This is a genomic window from Caldicellulosiruptor hydrothermalis 108, assembly GCF_000166355.1.
GTDB lineage: Bacteria > Bacillota > Thermoanaerobacteria > Caldicellulosiruptorales > Caldicellulosiruptoraceae > Caldicellulosiruptor > Caldicellulosiruptor hydrothermalis.
Window position 1 is genome coordinate 1,023,339 of the sequence record NC_014652.1, and the last position, 17,436, is coordinate 1,040,774.

General features: G+C 35.4%; 22 protein-coding genes. 16 read left to right on the plus strand and 6 right to left on the minus strand.

Annotated features, from left to right (window positions below):
- Positions 1-107 precede the first annotated feature (107 nt).
- From CALHY_RS04975 to CALHY_RS04990, 4 genes are all read left to right on the plus strand, one after another.
- Entirely contained in the window at positions 108-332 is a 225-nt protein-coding gene (locus CALHY_RS04975; RefSeq protein WP_013432999.1) for a sulfurtransferase TusA family protein, read from the plus strand.
- A gap of 17 nt (positions 333-349) precedes the next feature.
- Positions 350-826: a DsrE/DsrF/DrsH-like family protein gene (locus CALHY_RS04980; RefSeq protein WP_011917807.1), complete on the plus strand. Its 477-nt coding sequence runs from the start codon at positions 350-352 to the stop codon at positions 824-826.
- A gap of 132 nt (positions 827-958) precedes the next feature.
- Complete coding sequence (locus tag CALHY_RS04985; RefSeq protein ID WP_013402910.1) at positions 959-2,566, plus strand: B12-binding domain-containing radical SAM protein; 1,608 nt, start codon at positions 959-961, stop codon at positions 2,564-2,566.
- A 19-nt stretch (positions 2,567-2,585) separates the two neighbouring features.
- On the plus strand, positions 2,586-2,786 hold the full coding sequence (locus tag CALHY_RS04990) for a DUF6485 family protein (protein WP_013290141.1): 201 nt from the start codon (positions 2,586-2,588) through the stop codon (positions 2,784-2,786).
- 61 nt (positions 2,787-2,847) lie between these two features.
- Here the strand turns inward: CALHY_RS04990 and CALHY_RS04995 are convergent, their stop codons facing one another.
- Positions 2,848-4,062 (minus strand): Nramp family divalent metal transporter, encoded by a 1,215-nt coding sequence (locus tag CALHY_RS04995; protein ID WP_013402911.1) that lies wholly within the window; start codon positions 4,060-4,062, stop codon positions 2,848-2,850.
- A gap of 213 nt (positions 4,063-4,275) precedes the next feature.
- On the opposite strand from CALHY_RS04995, the gene CALHY_RS05000 reads away from it, so the two are divergent.
- Positions 4,276-5,703 (plus strand): aminopeptidase, encoded by a 1,428-nt coding sequence (locus tag CALHY_RS05000; RefSeq protein ID WP_013402912.1) that lies wholly within the window; start codon positions 4,276-4,278, stop codon positions 5,701-5,703.
- 61 nt (positions 5,704-5,764) lie between these two features.
- Here the strand turns inward: CALHY_RS05000 and CALHY_RS05005 are convergent, their stop codons facing one another.
- The 4 genes from CALHY_RS05005 to CALHY_RS05020 form a co-directional block, all read right to left on the minus strand.
- Complete coding sequence (locus CALHY_RS05005) at positions 5,765-6,946, minus strand: MFS transporter (protein ID WP_013402913.1); 1,182 nt, start codon at positions 6,944-6,946, stop codon at positions 5,765-5,767.
- Positions 6,943-7,215, minus strand: a complete 273-nt coding sequence (locus CALHY_RS05010) for a PqqD family protein (protein WP_013402914.1) — start codon at positions 7,213-7,215, stop codon at positions 6,943-6,945. The genes CALHY_RS05005 and CALHY_RS05010 overlap by 4 nt, the downstream gene beginning before the upstream one ends.
- A gap of 23 nt (positions 7,216-7,238) precedes the next feature.
- The gene (locus tag CALHY_RS05015) at positions 7,239-7,478 is read right to left on the minus strand and encodes an SPASM domain-containing protein (protein ID WP_083790231.1); all 240 of its coding nucleotides are present in this window, start codon (positions 7,476-7,478) and stop codon (positions 7,239-7,241) included.
- Positions 7,479-7,840: 362 nt separating this feature from the next.
- A complete protein-coding gene (locus CALHY_RS05020; RefSeq protein ID WP_013402916.1) occupies positions 7,841-9,232 on the minus strand; it encodes a phosphoglucomutase/phosphomannomutase family protein in 1,392 nt (463 codons plus the stop codon).
- Between the two features lie 140 nt (positions 9,233-9,372).
- On the opposite strand from CALHY_RS05020, the gene CALHY_RS05025 reads away from it, so the two are divergent.
- Both CALHY_RS05025 and CALHY_RS05030 read left to right on the plus strand, forming a co-directional pair.
- The gene (locus CALHY_RS05025) at positions 9,373-10,077 is read left to right on the plus strand and encodes a response regulator transcription factor (protein ID WP_013402917.1); all 705 of its coding nucleotides are present in this window, start codon (positions 9,373-9,375) and stop codon (positions 10,075-10,077) included.
- Positions 10,061-11,425 (plus strand): sensor histidine kinase, encoded by a 1,365-nt coding sequence (locus CALHY_RS05030; RefSeq protein ID WP_013402918.1) that lies wholly within the window; start codon positions 10,061-10,063, stop codon positions 11,423-11,425. The genes CALHY_RS05025 and CALHY_RS05030 overlap by 17 nt, the downstream gene beginning before the upstream one ends.
- A 6-nt stretch (positions 11,426-11,431) precedes the next feature.
- On the opposite strand, the gene CALHY_RS05035 is transcribed toward CALHY_RS05030, so the two are convergent.
- Positions 11,432-12,610 (minus strand): HD-GYP domain-containing protein, encoded by a 1,179-nt coding sequence (locus CALHY_RS05035; RefSeq protein ID WP_013402919.1) that lies wholly within the window; start codon positions 12,608-12,610, stop codon positions 11,432-11,434.
- A 219-nt stretch (positions 12,611-12,829) separates the two neighbouring features.
- Here CALHY_RS05035 and CALHY_RS05040 point away from each other — a divergent pair, with 219 nt between their 5' ends.
- The 9 genes from CALHY_RS05040 (at position 12,830) to rplV (ending at position 17,427) form a co-directional block, all read left to right on the plus strand.
- Entirely contained in the window at positions 12,830-13,336 is a 507-nt protein-coding gene (locus CALHY_RS05040; RefSeq protein ID WP_013402920.1) for a ferritin-like domain-containing protein, read from the plus strand.
- Between the two features lie 59 nt (positions 13,337-13,395).
- Positions 13,396-13,557 (plus strand): hypothetical protein, encoded by a 162-nt coding sequence (locus CALHY_RS13725; protein ID WP_013402921.1) that lies wholly within the window; start codon positions 13,396-13,398, stop codon positions 13,555-13,557.
- A gap of 338 nt (positions 13,558-13,895) precedes the next feature.
- Complete coding sequence (rpsJ, locus tag CALHY_RS05045) at positions 13,896-14,216, plus strand: 30S ribosomal protein S10 (RefSeq protein WP_013290149.1); 321 nt, start codon at positions 13,896-13,898, stop codon at positions 14,214-14,216.
- A gap of 6 nt (positions 14,217-14,222) precedes the next feature.
- The gene (gene rplC / locus CALHY_RS05050; protein ID WP_013402922.1) at positions 14,223-14,855 is read left to right on the plus strand and encodes a 50S ribosomal protein L3; all 633 of its coding nucleotides are present in this window, start codon (positions 14,223-14,225) and stop codon (positions 14,853-14,855) included.
- A gap of 29 nt (positions 14,856-14,884) precedes the next feature.
- A complete protein-coding gene (rplD, locus tag CALHY_RS05055; protein WP_013402923.1) occupies positions 14,885-15,511 on the plus strand; it encodes a 50S ribosomal protein L4 in 627 nt (208 codons plus the stop codon).
- Position 15,512: 1 nt separating this feature from the next.
- Positions 15,513-15,803 (plus strand): 50S ribosomal protein L23, encoded by a 291-nt coding sequence (gene rplW / locus CALHY_RS05060; RefSeq protein WP_013402924.1) that lies wholly within the window; start codon positions 15,513-15,515, stop codon positions 15,801-15,803.
- 38 nt (positions 15,804-15,841) lie between these two features.
- On the plus strand, positions 15,842-16,672 hold the full coding sequence (gene rplB / locus CALHY_RS05065) for a 50S ribosomal protein L2 (protein WP_013402925.1): 831 nt from the start codon (positions 15,842-15,844) through the stop codon (positions 16,670-16,672).
- Positions 16,673-16,720: 48 nt separating this feature from the next.
- Positions 16,721-17,005 (plus strand): 30S ribosomal protein S19, encoded by a 285-nt coding sequence (gene rpsS / locus CALHY_RS05070; RefSeq protein ID WP_013290154.1) that lies wholly within the window; start codon positions 16,721-16,723, stop codon positions 17,003-17,005.
- A gap of 59 nt (positions 17,006-17,064) precedes the next feature.
- Positions 17,065-17,427, plus strand: a complete 363-nt coding sequence (rplV, locus tag CALHY_RS05075; RefSeq protein ID WP_013290155.1) for a 50S ribosomal protein L22 — start codon at positions 17,065-17,067, stop codon at positions 17,425-17,427.
- Positions 17,428-17,436: the final 9 nt, after the last annotated feature.

Consider the following 17,436-nt stretch of genomic DNA (forward strand, 5'->3'; position numbering starts at 1 on the left):
AATCTGATTTTAAAAAATTTTTTTGCAGAAGTTTGTTAAATAAATCTCATGCAAATGGGGTAACAATATAAAAGGTAAAAATAAAAATTTATGGAGGTGCGATCAAGATGGCAGAATATTTTATTGATGCAAAAGGGCTTCAGTGTCCAGGACCTATTACCCAGCTTTTTAAACAAATGAAGGAAGCACAAAGTGGAGATGTTGTAACAATTGAAGTGACAGACCCAGCGTTCAAACGTGATGTTGAGAGCTGGTGTAAAAAGACAAAGAATGAGCTTTTGGAGCTCAAAGAAGAAAATGGTGTAATTCAGGCAAAGATTAAAAAGGCTTAAAAGTGGGTGAGAAGATTATGAGAGAAGACAAAAAGACAATCATTGTGTTTTCAAACGACATGGACAAGGTTATGGCAGCATTTGTAATTGCAACTGGTGCTGCTGCAATGGGCGATGAGGTCACAATGTTTTTTACATTCTGGGGTTTGAACGTTTTGAGAGACGCGAAAAAGAAAGCACAAGGAAAATCATTCTTAGAAAAAATGTTCGGTGCTATGATGCCAAAAGGGGTTGAAAAACTCCCGCTTTCCAAGATGAACTTTTTAGGGATTGGTCCAAAGCTTATGAAATATATGATGAAAAAGAAAAATGTGATGATGTTACCTGAGATGATAAAACAGGCGCAAGAGCTTGGTATAAAGATGGTTGCCTGTTCAATGTCCATGGACGTTATGGGAATAAAAAAAGAAGAGTTAATTGATGGTGTTGAGATTGGCGGTGTTGCCACATACCTTGGTGAGGCAAGCGAAGCAGGTGTGAATCTGTTTATCTAAGTCATGGAAATCTGAACTAATAGAGGCAGGAGAAAGCCTGCCTTTTTATTTTTTTTTGCTCTTTTGAAATAAAAACTGTGATATAATAATGGAACAATAAAAAGTTTTTTAGTATCAGAAAGGAAAATCGCTATGATACTGCTTGTTGCAATAAACTCAAAGTATGTTCATACAAATTTAGCAGTAAGATACCTTTATCAGCTGTGCAAAGAAAACTATCCATGTGAGTATATTGAGTTTAATATTAATCAGCCTTTGCAAGATGTACTTTATGAAATTTTGAGTAAAAAACCTGAATATGTTGCAATTTCAACATATATCTGGAACAGAAGCTATGTTGAAAAGCTTGTTGAAGGATTAAAAAAGGCGCAAAAAAGCATAAAAATAATTCTTGGCGGGCCAGAAGTGTATTTTGACAGCCTTGAAGAGTGGAAATTTGTAGACTCAATAATCAGAGGAGAAGGAGAGTACCCTTTTTTAGATTTGTGTGAGCATATTGCAGCTGGGAGGCAATATACCCAAAAAGAATATCCTCCGTTTGATTTGAGTAAGCTTCCTTTTGCATACAAAGATGAAAAATTAGACACCAGCAGAATCTATTATTATGAAAGCAGCAGAGGCTGCCCTTTTAGATGTTCGTATTGTCTTTCTTCCATTGAAAAAGGTGTTCGATTTGCGCCCCTTGAAAAGGTCTTTGAAGAGCTTGACTATCTTTTTAAAAAGCAAGTCAGACTCATAAAGTTTGTTGACAGGACATTTAACGCAAACAAAGAAAGAGCAATTAGAATAATTGAGTTTTGCAAACAAAAGTCTCAAGCTACTCAAGTGCACTTTGAAATAGACCCAACACTTTTAGACAATGACATTATCAGTGCAATAAATAATTCTAAAGATGACCTTTTCAGACTTGAAATAGGTCTTCAGAGTTTCAACCCACAAACTCTTGATGCAATAGATAGATTTTTTGACATAGATAGAATTGATAAAAACTTGAAAAAGCTTATGGAAAACAAAAAGGCCATTGTTCATCTTGACTTAATAGCGGGCTTGCCATATGAAGATTTTTTGAGTTTTAAAAGAAGTCTTGACAAGACCATATTGTATTTTGCCGATGAAGTTCAGCTTGGGTTTTTGAAGATGTTAAAAGGAACAAAGATAAGAAATGAAGCAACTAAATACAATTATGAATTTTTCAAAGACCCACCGTATGAGGTTATCTCAAATAGCTTTATTAGCTTTGAAGAGATTTATAAGCTTAAAAAGATAGAAGATTTAATAGACAAAGTTTACAACAGGCAGTACCTCTATTTTACTTTAAGATACATCTTTCAAATAGTCTCTCCATCAGAATTTTTTGAAAAGCTCTCAAGCAAAGTGGATAACAATTTAAATACAAGAGAGTTTGTAAAAGAACTTTACAGAGTCATAAAAGATAATTTTGTTTTAGACAAGGCTGTATTTGATAGCTTGTTCAGATTTGACATTCTAAGAAGGTTTCCGGAAGAATTTTTGCCTGAGGAATTGGCAGTGACGAAAGAGGAAAAAGAAAGAATTAAACAAGCAATATATCAAGCTACAGAATACCAAGATATCGGAGAACCAAAAGAGATTATAAGAAGATCAAGAGCTTGCATATTTGAATTTGACATCGAAAGGTTTGTAGAAGATAATAGTATTGAAAAAGGGAATTTTTTATATATCTTTTTTGGAGAAAAAATGAAGAAGATAAAACTTCAGTAAAAAGGAGGAAAAGGGTAATATGGAGTGCACACTTTCAAAAAACCTTTCAATCTGCACATGTACTTATGAACCGTGTTCAAGAAAAGGAAGATGCTGCGAGTGTTTGCACTATCACAGGAAAAATGGACAGCTCCCTGCCTGCTATTTTTCAAAAGAGGCAGAGAGAACGTATGACCGTTCGATAGAAAACTTCATTCGTGACTATTCTTCAAGGAAATAAAAAATAAAGTAGAAGTGGGCAGACCAAAAGTTTTTTACTTTAATCTGCCCACTTTTATTATTTATAAAGATGCGATAAGTAAAAAAACATCGAGTCCTATTACTAAAGCTGCCACAATTCCAAGAATTACCTTATCTACTAAAGAGTTTGCGAATTTACCCATGACTTTTTTGGATGACGTCAGATAAATTTGAAGAATGATTGTGATTGGTAGCTGCATACTCAATAGCATCTGTGAGATTATCAGAGCTTTGAACGGGTTGGAGATAAAAAGTATGATAATGGATGCTAAAACTAATGGAATGGTAATTCCAATCTTAGTTGGCAACTCTTCTATGTTGTAAGGTCTTCTATAAAACCCTGCCATGATTGTTCCACCTGTATATGCAGCTGTGATGCTTGAGGAGATGCCAGAAAGCAATAAAGCGAATGCAAAAATTGTTGCAGAGAAACTTCCCAAAATGGGTTTTAACATCTGCTGAGCCTGTGGTAGCGATTCAACAAGGATACCTTTTGTGTAAAAGGTTGCATGAGCTATTATAATCATGCTGCTGTTAATTAAAAATCCTATAAACATTGAAAAAAGTGTATCAACAAACTCAAATTTGAGCTGATGTTTTATTACCTTTTCGTCTTGAGTGTTCCATTGCCTGCTCTGAATTATTTCAGAGTGCAAAAACAGATTGTGTGGCATGACAACCGCGCCAAGGATTGAAAGAACCACAACCAATGAACCAGAAGGTACGCTTGGAGTTATCCAGCCAAAGACCACATCTTTTACAGGGACCTTCACAAGAAAAAGCTCTATCAAAAAGGAAAGACCTATCAGCGACACAAACGCAATTATCCACCTTTCAACCTTTTTATATGAGTTAGAAAATAAGAAAAATATAGTAAAAGGCAGGATGATTAAACACCCAAGCTTAATAGGAATTTTAAAAAGCATCTCAAGGGCAATTGCCGCGCCTAAGATTTCTGCCATAGCAGTTGAGACTGTTGCGAGCATGGCAGATGAAAGCGCAACTGTGGCAAGAGATTTATTAAGATAGATTGAAGTTGCTTCAGCCAAGCAAAGACCTGTTGCAATGCCAAGATGAGCTGCGTTGTGCTGAAGCACTATCAAAATTATGGTTGATAGTAAAACTACCCACAAAAGCTTTAAACCAAAGCTACTGCCAGCAGCAACGTTTGATGCCCAGTTTCCAGGGTCGATAAATCCCACTGTGACAAGAAGGCCCGGTCCTATGTATTTGATTATTTCTCTTGCGTTTTTCATTTTGTGCTGCCTTTCACACCTTTCTTCTCAAGTAATTTTATGAAATATCTTCTAAAGTGGTGAATGATAAATAGTAAATCTTATCTCAAACTCTTATATTAAAATTAATACCCAAAAAAAGAGGATTGTGATATCATAGTTTGTATGAAGCTAAAAAAAATATTTAAATAGGAACTGGGCATTTTCGACACTAAAATATTGGAGGTAGAGACAATGAGCGAGAAGTCTTACGGCCAAGAGCTTTATGAAAAATTATCCTACACTTCTAAAAATGCATGGGAAGTTTTAAAAGAAGAAGAAAAGCCTTTTGTTTTTGATTTGGCAGAAAAGTATAAGCACTTTTTGAACTGTGCAAAGACAGAAAGAGAGGCTGTTGAATATTTCATAGAAAGAGCTAAAGAAAAAGGATATAAAGAATTTAACAATAATATCCAAGAATTAAAGCCAGGTGATAAAGTATATTTTATTAACAATAACAAAAGCATATTGCTTGCTCATATAGGCAAAAAGCCTTTAAAGGAAGGGTTTAATCTGATAGGTAGCCATATAGATTCTCCACGACTCGATTTAAAGCCAAAGCCACTATATGAATCAAACGAACTTGCACTTTTGAAGACGCACTACTATGGTGGTATTAAAAAATATCACTGGGTAAATGTGCCCCTTAGCATCCATGGTGTTATTGTGAAAAGCGATGGTTCTAAGGTAAAGATTACAATTGGTGAAGACGAAAATGACCCTGTTTTTTATATAACAGACCTTCTTGTTCACTTGTCTTCTGATCAGCTTCAGAAAAAGGCAAGCGAGGCAATTCCCGCTGAAAACTTGAATGTGCTCATAGGAAGTATGCCGTTTAATGATGAGAAGGTGAAAGAAAAAGTAAAACTTAATGTCTTGAAAATTCTGAATGAAAAATATGGTATTACAGAAGAGGATCTTATTTCAGCTGACATTGAGGTTGTGCCGGCTGCAAAAGCGCGTGATGTTGGACTTGACAGAAGCCTAATTGGCGCATATGGTCAGGATGACAGAGCGTGCAGTTTTTTGGCAGCAGAAGCTATATTCTCAATTGATGAAATTCCCGAAAAGGCTGCGATAGTCTACTTGGTTGACAAAGAGGAAATAGGAAGTGTAGGAATATCAAGTGCTGAGGCAAGCTTTTTTGATATATCAGTTGCAAAGCTAATGAAAGCTTTGGGTGAGTACGAGAATAGCCTTGATTTGGCTCTTTGCTTTGAAAACTCAGCAGCAATTTCGGGTGATGTTGCAGCAGCACTTGACCCCACATATGAAGGTGCTTATGATAAGCTCAATTCCACGTTAATTGGTCACGGTGTTACCATTGAAAAGTATACAGGAGTTAGAGGCAAATACAGTGGTTCTGAAGCAACAGCAGAGTATGTGGGCAAAATCAGAAACTTTTTGAATTCAAATAACATTTGCTGGCAGACAGGTCTTTTAGGTAAAGTTGACCAAGGCGGTGGCGGTACAATTGCTATGTTTATCGCAAGAAAAATGATAAATGTCATAGACTCAGGCGTTCCAGTTTTATCTATGCACTCAACATTTGAAATAACAAGCAAGGTTGATGTCTATATGACGTATAAGTTTTATAGCCAGTTTTTGAGAAAGTTTGAATGAAAGTTTTGCGAGGCTACAAATTATTTGTGTAGCCTCGCTGTTTAAAAAGATTTATATTATTTTATCTACCGTGCTGAAGTATTTTATAATAGTTTTTTGATAAATTAATAAAATAAACCATTCCTATTAATGTGATGTTAATTCCGCTGGTTAAGAAAATTATCTTAACTGATATAGTATTAGATATAATTCCTCCGATTAATAATGAAATAATTGAGGAAATATTTCCCACTATTGAATTAAAGCTAAAAACTCTTCCTAATAGTTTCTTGTTACAATTTTCTTGGATTATAGTAGTTCGAGCAATAGCATAAAATGAATTACATATTCCATTTGCAAAATAGAGGATAAGAGCAAATACAAAAATCTTATTTAATGAAAACAAAGCGATAGAAATTCCAAGACCTATTACTCCTGTTAAAAGAAGAGTTTCGTTTTTTATTGTTTTTATATATTTATAAACAAAAAGCGAGGTAATAACCATTGCAATTCCTTTTGATGTCAGAATAAAACCATATCCTTTTGAATCAGTATGTAAATAGTTAATCACATAAACAATTAACAGTCCGTTCAGAATTCCTGCAAATAAACCAATTAAACCATTGAGAATTATTAAACTTTTTATGATAAAATTAGATTTCAGATATTCTAAGAATTCCAAATATCTTATATTTTCGTTTTGGTTCTCTGTGCTTTTGTGTTTGTGGTATGAAATTTGACAAATAAAAATAGCAGAAACAAGAAAAGTAAATGAATCAATAAAAAAACAATATTTCAAATTAAGATAAGAAGTTAATAACCCACCTATTGAGGGACCAACAACCATCATAATAGAATTTAATGAGCTACTAAGACTGTTTATTTTACGTATTTCTTCTTTGGTGATTAGTTCTGGAATTATACTATTTCTTGTATTTTCATAAATAGCGGTGATAGAAGATATAATAAACACAATCAAAAACACATAATTGGTGAAATATGGCACTAAAATTACTAATAAAGCTCTCGAAATATCTCCAAATACTAAAATTGTTTTTTTGTTTGATAAATCAATTATTTTTCCAAATGGAATACCAAATATAACTGCAGGTAATAATATTAAAATAGAAAGAATGGACATTTGTAAATTTGACTTACTAACACTATACACTAATGTAAGTAAAGCAACCCTATCAATCCAATTTCCAATCTCTGATATAAATTGAGAGCATAACAAGTTAATAGCATTTCTATTATTTTTCATTCTGTAGTATCTCCCTGAATTAGAATGTTTTTCTCTAATAGAATTTTTATAAAGTTTTCTATAGTTTTAGTAGCCGCTTTAATATCATCGTTAGTCTTTTGACATACATATTTTACCAGTTCAGACATGCTCTTAGATTTGAGAGCACACTCAAAAATGATATACCCTATATCATTTAGTAAGAAAGTTTCACCTGTTTTTGTATTAAGGAAAATATACTCTTCTTCAGTTTCTTGCCTTACATTGATAAATTCATTTTTCTTAAACATTTCAATTTGTTCCTCCATTCATATTAATTATGCCAGCATCGACTGTCAATACCATTAAGATTTTTGTTAACATAAAAAGCAAGAGCCCTGCAACCACCCATACAAGTACTAAAATGAACACAAAGGGGGCAATTGTCATTGGAAAGTTCTCTAAAGAGATTGAAGACTGGGGAATGGTTCCATATAGATAAAAAATCATTTTGCAAAATGTTTCCTGCAACAAATTCTTTTTCTCTAAAAAACACATGGTGTAATATCTCCATTAGCTTTTATGTGAGCTATAATATTTGCTGCTTCACATATAACCTTTTTTCCCCTGTTAATCCATCGTAGTAAAGTAAAACCAGTTAAGCCTATTTTACCTTCATCAATACTGTTGAAAGGCAAAGCATATACAGGATTCAATAAATACTATCACAACCTGCAAACATCTCTACAATAATAGGTTGCTTTTTCATCAAACTCCCCTCCTCCCTTTTAATATAGACTTTAAGTTTTAATATCTAATGGTTCAATAATTTTACATAATAAATTGTAAAAAAAAAAGCAATATACAGAGTGCATAAATTATAGGTGTATCTATTGTGTTACATATTTAAATCTAATTGCCCAATTATTAATCTTTTTATTTCATTTTCTCTATAAGCTTCACAGCCTCATCTAAAAGTCTTTTGACCTCATCTTTGGTAAACTGTTCTGTGTAAACTCTCAAAACTGGTTCTGTGCCAGATGCTCTGAAGAGTATCCATGAGCCATCTTCAAAGATATATTTATAGCCGTCTAATGTTTGAATCTCTTTAATCTTTCTGCCTGCAAACTCTGTGTTTTGGGAAATCATCTTCAACGTCTTTTCTTTGATTTCGTTTGGCAAATGCAGGTCAACTCTGTCATAGTAGTGATAACCTATTTCCTTAAAAAGGTCGTCAAGTATTTGACTGATTGGTTTTTGATGGTATGCCATAATTTCAAGGAGCAGCAAGCTACACAAAATTCCATCTCTTTCAGGTATATGATTTTTAATTCCAATACCTCCGCTTTCTTCGCCACCAATGAGAATGTCTTCTTTTAAGAAAAGTTCGCAGATATATTTAAAGCCAATCGGTGTTTCATAGATTTTGAGCCCGTACCTGTTTGCCAAAATAGGAACCATATTGGTTGTTGAAAATGTTTTTACAACCCCGCCTCTTAAACCTTTTACTTCAACCAAATGTCGCAAAAGAAGGGCATATATTCTGTGTGAATCAATAAACTCCCCTTTTTCATCAACAGCGCCAACTCTATCTGCATCTCCATCTGTTGCAAGACCAATGTCTGCTTTGTTTTGGACAACAGTATCAATTAATTTTCCAAGGTTTTTATAAATAGGTTCTGGATTGACTCCTCCAAAGTACGGGTTTCGCTCATCTCTTATCTGGATGTGTTTGATTCCATATTTTTCTAACAAGGTTTTAACATATCCAACTCCTGCGCCGTGCATTGGGTCGATTATAGCAAAAGGCTTGGATTTTGCAATAAGATTTAAATCCACAAGCTTTTCAATGTGTTCAAAATACTCTTTGTCAGGGTCTATATAAGAAAAGAGATTACTACTTTCTGGCTCAGCAAATTTTACTTCATTTTTATATAAATGCTTCTCTATTTCTGCAATGATAGAAGGAAGAGCAGAACCTCCATAATCACCTTTAAACTTTATACCATTCCACTGTGGTGGATTGTGGCTTGCTGTAATCATTATAGCTCCTGCTAAATTCATGTTCTTGACAGTAAATGATACAACAGGTGTTGGTGTTGGCTTTTTTGTAAGATATGTCTTTATGCCGTTTGCAACAAGAACCCCTGCGCAAAGACGAGCGTACTCTTCTGACATAAACCTTGTGTCATATCCTACCAAAACAGGTCTTTTGTCGGCAATTTCTTTGATATAATCAGCAATTGCCTGAGCAACAATCTTTACATTGTCAAAGGTGTAATCTTTGCTTATCACTGCTCTCCAGCCATCTGTGCCAAATTTTATCATGATTCTTCACCTCCTGCAAAGAAATAATGATTGTGCTATAATAAATCTTGAAACCACTATATAGTATACAAGAGTTTCAGAATTTTTTCAAATATTTGAAAGGAATTGTCTAAACTTTTATAAAGAAAGGGAATTTCAAGATGTCTGCATACACTGTGTATGTGGTTGATGACGAAAAGGATATATTAGAACTTGTATCTGAATATTTGACCCAAAAAGGCTATGCAGTCAAAACCTTTGAGAATGGCGAAGGTTTTTTAGAAGAATTTGAAAAAAGTGAGCCTGATATAGTTATACTTGATATTATGCTTCCGGACATTGATGGTTATGAGATTTGTAAAAGAATAAGAAAAAATAGCGATGTGCCGATTATAATGCTGTCTGCAAAGGGAGAAGAGCTTGACAAAGTTTTGGGGCTTGAACTTGGAAGTGACGATTACATATCAAAACCGTTTTCTCTTTCAGAACTTGAAGCAAGAATAAAAAAAATTTTGCGACGGGTAAATAAAGGTCCAACAAAACAGGATAATGTCATAGAAATGTTTGGTATAAAGGTTGATTTTAGTCAGCGAAATGTTTTTTATAATGGCACACATATAGAACTTTCGCCAAAGGAATTTGAAACATTTGCACTTCTTTTAAAAGAGTCGACCAAGGTTTTAAAGAGAAGTTATATATTAGAAAGAATATGGGGAGACCCTGCTTTATATGATGAGAGGATGGTTGACGATGTTATCAAAAGGCTCAGAAAAAAGATTTTGCAATACAGCCTGCCTGTTGAGATAAAGACAATGTGGGGTTTAGGATACAAGCTTGAGGAGAAAAAAGATGAGTATAAAGGTTAAAATTTATTTGTCGTACGTGGGTATAATTTTATTTATATTTATAGTTTTTGTTATCCTCTTTTATGCTTGGTTTGAAAAAAATTTGATTGACCAGATGAAAGAGGATAACCTTCGTTTTGCGAGGCTTATAGAATTTGTTGTTACAAGCCAAAACAAGAACACAGTTAATTTGAAACCATTTGAGTCGTATTTTGAAAGCTTGGAATCAAAAATTTTGCAGGACTATATTGTGATTGTAAGCAGGGATGGTGCGATAGAATACTCAAATAAAGAGCTGGATGTTGAGGCAAGGGTAAAAATAATGAAGCTTTTTGACGAGAACAAAGATGCTCAATACGGATTTGAGATAGGGAGCATTAGGGAAAAGCCCTGTTTGTTCACAATATATGGCGGAAAATCAAAAAGTGTTTTTGTAATTATTATTACTGATCTTGCAAGGGTTTTGAACTTTGAGAGAAGATTTTTCCTACTCATTTTGCAAACAGCAGGACTCAGCTGTCTGTTTGCTGCTACCATTGCCATCTTTATATCCCGTAGGATGATAGGAGGGCTTTTGCGCCTTAAAGAAGCAATAGAGCAGGCTTCCCAGATGAGGTTTAACAAAAAAGTTGAAGTAACTTCAAAAGACGAAATTGGCTTAATTGCCACTGAATTTAACAGACTTATCGAAAAGATTGATGAATACAATCAAGCACAGATAAGGTTTTTACAAAACATCTCTCATGAACTCAAAACTCCTCTTACCTCAGTGCGAGGATATGCAGAGATGCTTGAAGAAGGAATTTTAGATAAAAGCAAGATGGAATCAGCTGCAGATAAAATAATTTGGCATGTTGACAGATTGAAAAGTTTGATAAACCAGATTATTGACCTTACAAAGATTGAATCTATTGAAAACTATTTTAATTTCGAAAAAAGTGTGCTTGAAGAGGTCATTTTTGAAGCTATTTTAGAAAATGAAGGCTATTTGCTTTCTAAGACAGTAGATATTGAATTTGCTCCGCAGACAAGGACGTATGTCCTGTGCGACAAGCACAGACTAAAAGAAGCTTTTTCAAATATTATCTCAAACTGCATAAAATATGCGAACAATAAGGTTACAATTGAGATAAAGTCTGAAAAAGATGAGTTTGAGGTGACAATTGAGGATGACGGAGAGGGATTTTTGCAAGGAGAGATTGATAAAATCTTTGAAAGATTCTATAAAGGCAAAAGGGGCGAAAGTGGACTGGGGCTTTCAATTGCAAAAGCTATATTCGACAAACATGGGTTTATGATAGAAGCTGAAAATAAAATATCAAAAGGCGCACGCTTCAAAATAAAAGGAAAAATCTACAAAGAGCAGTAAGTTTTTTTAGCTTACTGCTCTTTTTAAAAGCAAAAATTCTTCTTCTAAAAATAAGCCATTTTTAACCATGTCAGAAATAATGCTCAGTGCTGTAGATTGGGGAAGCCCTCTGCGGTAAGGTCTATCCTCTATTAAAGCCTGATAGACATCACAAATGCCTACTATTCTGTCTAAAAGCGAGAGCTCATCTTTTCCAAGTTTTTCGGGATACCCACTTCTGTCTATTCTCTCGTGGTGATTTCCTGCCCAGTTAGCAATGTCATCTTTGAAGGCAGGAATTTGAGAAAGAATCAATTTTGTATAATACGGATGGGATTTTATAATATAAAACTCCTCTTTTGTTAGCTTCCCTTCTTTGTTGAGAATTTCATTTGGAACAACCATTTTGCCAATATCGTGAAGGTAACCTGCGATTTTAAGTTTGTTTGCCATCTCGCTATCCAGTCCCATGATTTTGGCAATTGTATAAACCGTTTGTGAAAGTTCTTGGGAGTGAACATGAGTAAAAGGGCTTTTGTTGTCAATAAGCAAAGATATTGCTTCAGAGAACTTTAGCATCTGCTCTATGTCAAAATAAACCTCATCTTCAGGTGATAAAGCCATGACAATTTGCCTTAAATGAGGGTTATAAAGGTCCAACCAGAATCTATCTTTTTGAGCAAGTTCCAAAAAAGCTTCAACAATGATAGGGTTAAAAAGCACACCTTTCTTTTTCAACACCCAATTTGTTATCTCCTCAATCTGTTGATAATATGGGTTTGAAAAATCTAAGGTAATGTCAATCTGGTCAGCAAGGTTTATAATCTGAGAAGCAAATGGTGTGGTCAAGTGGTCATATCCAAATGCACCAGATCCGTTATAAAACTCATGATGATATTTTACAAACTCTGCAATATCTCTGTCTAAAGGAAGTTTTTGTAAAAATTCATAGCCAAGTAGACAGTGGTTTTTGGCAAGATTTAGGTCAATATGGGATGTGATAAATTTTTTATCTGCAACTGTTATTCCTATGTCGTGAAAAAAAGCTGCATAGTATATCTTCTTTTTTTCAACAGGTTTAAGTCCTAAAAGGTGTGAAAGCTGCAAAGAGATATATGTAACCTTAGGAGCATGTTCTCTTCTTCCTTGAGCTATATCGATAAGATGTGAGATAGCTGAAAGAAGATTTCCAACACTAATTTTCATAGGAAAGACCAACCACCTTTTTAAAAAGCACTGTTTCTCGTAAGCTTATTATAACTCAAAAGCTCAAAAATTTTTTGACAAAGTTTTTTAAATATCCACTTCATTTTTTATATAAGACTTTGCACAACTGAAAAGTAGTTTGGGTAGCAAAAATTTCTTTGAACAATATAATGTATTAAAAGCACAAACTGGGGATATAAAGGAGGGAAGAAAGTTAAAATGGATTGGACCAAATTTGCATATGATGCGCCTTATCCAGAACCTAAGGTAGAAGAGCCCAATAGACACTATGCAGAGATTCTACTTGATGACTATGCAGGATACGCAAGTGAGTTTACCGCAATCGCTCTATATTCGTATCAGCATTTTATAAGCGACGTAAAACACAGAGATTTTGCAGACCTCATAATTGGTATTGCCCAGGTTGAAATGAAACACTTGGACCTTCTTGGCACCACAATTTATCTGCTCGGTGCACTGCCAAAGTACAGAGGCTCTTACACAACCTATGGCCAGTACTGGAACGGATACTTTGTAAACTACGATAAAGATTTAAAAGATATGATAAAGATTGATATCCAATCCGAGAAAGAGGCTATCAAGAATTACAAGAGACACATTGAAATGATAGATGACAGGTACATCAAAAAGCTGCTTGAGAGAATAATTTTGGATGAGGAGAAACACATAAAATTGTTAAAAGATTATCTTGATAGAAAGTTTTGATTTGTGGGTATTAAATAAATAACAAAAGAAGTACAATATACTGAGGAGGGAAATTTAATATGCAAGAAAAATATGTGTGCGGTATTTGTGGCTATGAGATTGTAGATTTAAATTCCCCGTGTCCATACTGTGGTGCTGAACCAAACCATTTTGTTAGGGCGGATGAAGTTGATGTTGAGCTAATTAAAAAAATCTATCAAGAAGGCGGGGCAACTTATTAAAATTTCTCTTGCAAACCGCCTTTTTTTATTATAAAATTATAAAGTCGTTGTGTGGGTGAAAAATAATGTTCATATGTTGCGATGAGGCAAAAGGTTGCTGCAAGGTGCAAAGCCACTTTGCAGGGAATTTTTGCTGAGTATGTCTTGTCCTTTGAGACGGGCGACACGGGGAAGGTGTGAAAGAATATTTCATGCCCGGTGTTTTCATGCCCGAAAAGGAAAAACTCCGGGTATTTTTATATAAAGGTTGTGGACACACACGGCTAAGTTGCAAAGTTCCCCTGTCGCAAATTGCTTGAAAGATCTTAGAATCACATTATTTTAGAGGAGGGGAATGTATGTCAAAAGCACAGAGAATGCGAATTAAGCTGAAATCATTTGATTACAAGCTGTTAGAACAGTCAGCAAAAAAGATAGTTGAGACAGCTAAAAACACAGGGGCAGAGGTATCGGGTCCAGTTCCGCTGCCGACAGACAGAGAGGTAATTACAATCATCAGAGCTCCGCACAAGTACAAAGATTCACGTGAACAGTTTGAGATCAAAACTCACAAAAGACTTATTGACATAATCAAGCCCACACAAAAAACTGTAGATGCACTAATGCGTGTTGAACTTCCAGCAGGTGTAGACATCGAGATCAAGCTGAAGGAGGTGTAAATGTAAATGACAAAAGGGATACTTGGCAAGAAAATAGGTATGACCCAGGTATTTGACGAAGCAGGAAGAGCAATACCTGTTACTGTAATTGAGGCAGGACCATGTGTTGTTGTTCAGAAGAAAACTGTTGAAAAAGATGGTTATTCTGCAATTCAAGTTGGTTTTGAGGATATAAAAGAGAGCAAGCTCAATAAACCCTTAAGAGGTCATTTTGCAAAGCATGGAGTAAAACCAAAAAGATTTTTGAGAGAGCTGAGACTCAAAGATGCGGACAAGTATGAAGTTGGTCAGGAGATAAGAGTTGATATTTTCCAGCCGGGCGAAAGAGTAGATGTTACAGGTATTTCAAAGGCAAAAGGGTTCCAGGGTGTTATCAAAAGACATGGTCAGCAAAGAGGTCCTATGAGCCATGGTTCCATGTATCACAGAAGAGTTGGTTCAATGGGTTCAAACACATTCCCAGCAAGAACATTCCCTGGCAAGAAAATGCCTGGTAGAATGGGTGGTGAAAGGGTCACAGTTTTGAATTTGCAGGTTGTAAAGGTTGACCCAGACAGAAACCTGCTTCTTGTTAAAGGAAGTGTTCCAGGTAACAAGAATTCGCTTTTAATCATCAGAGATTCTGTCAAAAGTAGATAAGCTTTAAGTTTTAGGAAGGAGGAAACAGAATGGCAAAGGTGCCGGTTTACAATATAGAAGGACAGCAGATTGGTGAGATTGAGCTCAATGACTCAATCTTCAACGTGCCGATAAATACTCATGTTCTGCACCAAGCTGTTGTTGCACACTTAGCAAACAGGCGTCAAGGAACATTTGCTGCAAAGACAAGAGCTGAGGTTCGCGGTGGTGGAAGAAAACCTTGGAGACAAAAAGGAACAGGTAGAGCAAGACAAGGTTCTATCAGAGCTCCAACATGGAGAAAAGGTGGCGTTGTATTTGCTAAAAAGCCAAGAGATTTTTCAATAGACTTGCCAAAGAAGGTAAAAAGACTTGCTCTCAAGTGTGCACTGTCGTCAAAGGTAAAAGAAAACAATCTTATTGTGCTTGACAGGTGGGATATGAACCAGTACAAGACAAAAGAGGTTTTAAGAGTTTTGAAGAACTTAGGACTTGAAAACCAAAAAGCGCTAATTGTCATTCCTGAAAAGAATGAGTATTTGCAAAAGTCAACAAGGAATATTCCAGAGGTAAAAACTTTGCAGGTTGGCAACTTAAATGTATTTGACATACTCAAATATGACAAGTTTGTCATCCTCCAGGATGCTGTGAAGAAAGTTGAGGAGGTGTATGCATAATATGTTGCCAGAAGAAATAATCAAAAGACCTATAATTACAGAAAAGAGCATGAGCATGATTCCTCAGAAAAAATACACATTTGAGGTTGACAGAAGAGCAAACAAGATTGAAATAAAGAAAGCTGTTGAACAGCTATTTGGTGTTGAGGTTGAAAAAGTATGGACAATGAATGTAAAGCCAAAGAGAAAAAGAGTTGGAAGATTTGAAGGAAGAACAAAGGCATGGAAAAAAGCGATTGTAAAGTTAACAGATAGAAGCAAAACAATAGAGTTTTTCGACAGCTTAATCTAACACCAATATAAATGCTGAGTTTAAGGAGGGAAACAAAGGTGGGTATAATAGTCTATAAACCTACATCACCAGGACGAAGAAATGCATCGGTTCTAAACTACAAAGAAATCATTACCAAAACCGAACCTGAAAAATCATTAGTTTTCACAGAAAAGAAATGGGCAGGTAGAAACAACCAGGGTAGAATAACTGTTCGTCACAGAGGTGGCGGTCATAAAAAGAAAATAAGAATTGTAGATTTCAAAAGAGATAAAGATGGAATTCCTGCAAAGGTTGAGGCAATTGAATATGACCCAAACAGAACAGCTTTTCTGGCACTTTTGTGCTATGCTGATGGTGAAAGAAGATATATCATAGCACCCGAAGGTTTAAAAGTTGGCGACACTGTTATGTCTGGGCCAGATGCAGATATTAAGGTTGGAAATGCACTACCACTTAAAAACATTCCTGTTGGTACAATGATACACAACATAGAGCTTATGCCGGGAAAAGGAGGACAGCTTTGCCGTTCAGCAGGTAGTGTTGCTCAGCTCATGGCAAAGGAAGGGAAATATGCGCTGATAAAACTTCCATCCGGTGAGCTCAGGTATGTGAGCCAAGAGTGCAGAGCTACAATTGGTCAGGTTGGCAACTTAGACCATGAAAATGTCAGAATAGGAAAAGCAGGACGCAAAAGATGGATGGGTATCAGACCAACTGTTAGAGGTTCTGCAATGAACCCGGTTGACCATCCGCATGGTGGTGGTGAGGGTAAAGCACCGATTGGTCATCCAGGACCACTTACACCATGGGGTAAACCAACACTTGGTTACAAGACCAGAAAGAAAAACAAACCGTCAGACAAGTTTATTGTCAAGAGAAGAAAATAAAATGTGTGCTTATTCTGAATATAAAGATTGCTTGAGGAGGGATTGAGTGTGGGAAGGTCTTTGAAGAAAGGTCCATACTGTGACCCAAAACTTTTAAAGAAAATTGAGAAGATGAACCAAAACAATGAAAAAAAGGTTATTAAAACATGGTCAAGAAGGTCAACAATTTTACCACAGATGGTTGGCCATACAATAGCTGTATATGATGGTAGAAAACATGTTCCTGTATATATAACAGAAGAGATGGTTGGACACAAACTTGGTGAGTTTGCTCCGACAAGAACTTTCAAAGGACATGGGCATCACACTGAAAGGTCAACAGCTTTGAAGTAAAACTTTCAAAAGCTTTTGTAAAATTAGTTTAATTGTGATTTAGAAGGGAGGAGAAGCTATTGGAAAAGGCTACAAATACAGAGGTAAAGAAGGCAACAGCGACATTGAGGTATGCTATGATATCTCCACGAAAGGTTAGAGTTGTAATTGACCTTATTAGAAACAAACCTGTGAATGAAGCTTTGAACATCTTAAAATTTTTACCTAAAAGGGCTGCAAGAATAGTAGAAAAGCTTGTAAAGAGCGCAATTGCAAATGCAGAGAATAATCACAATATGAACGTTGATAAGCTCTATATAGCAGAAATTTATGCAAATGGTGGGCCAATGCTCAAAAGAATTAGACCAAGAGCACAGGGAAGAGCGTTTTTGATAAGAAAAAGAACAAGCCATATTACAGTTGTTCTCAAAGAAAGAGAGTAACTTTTAAAA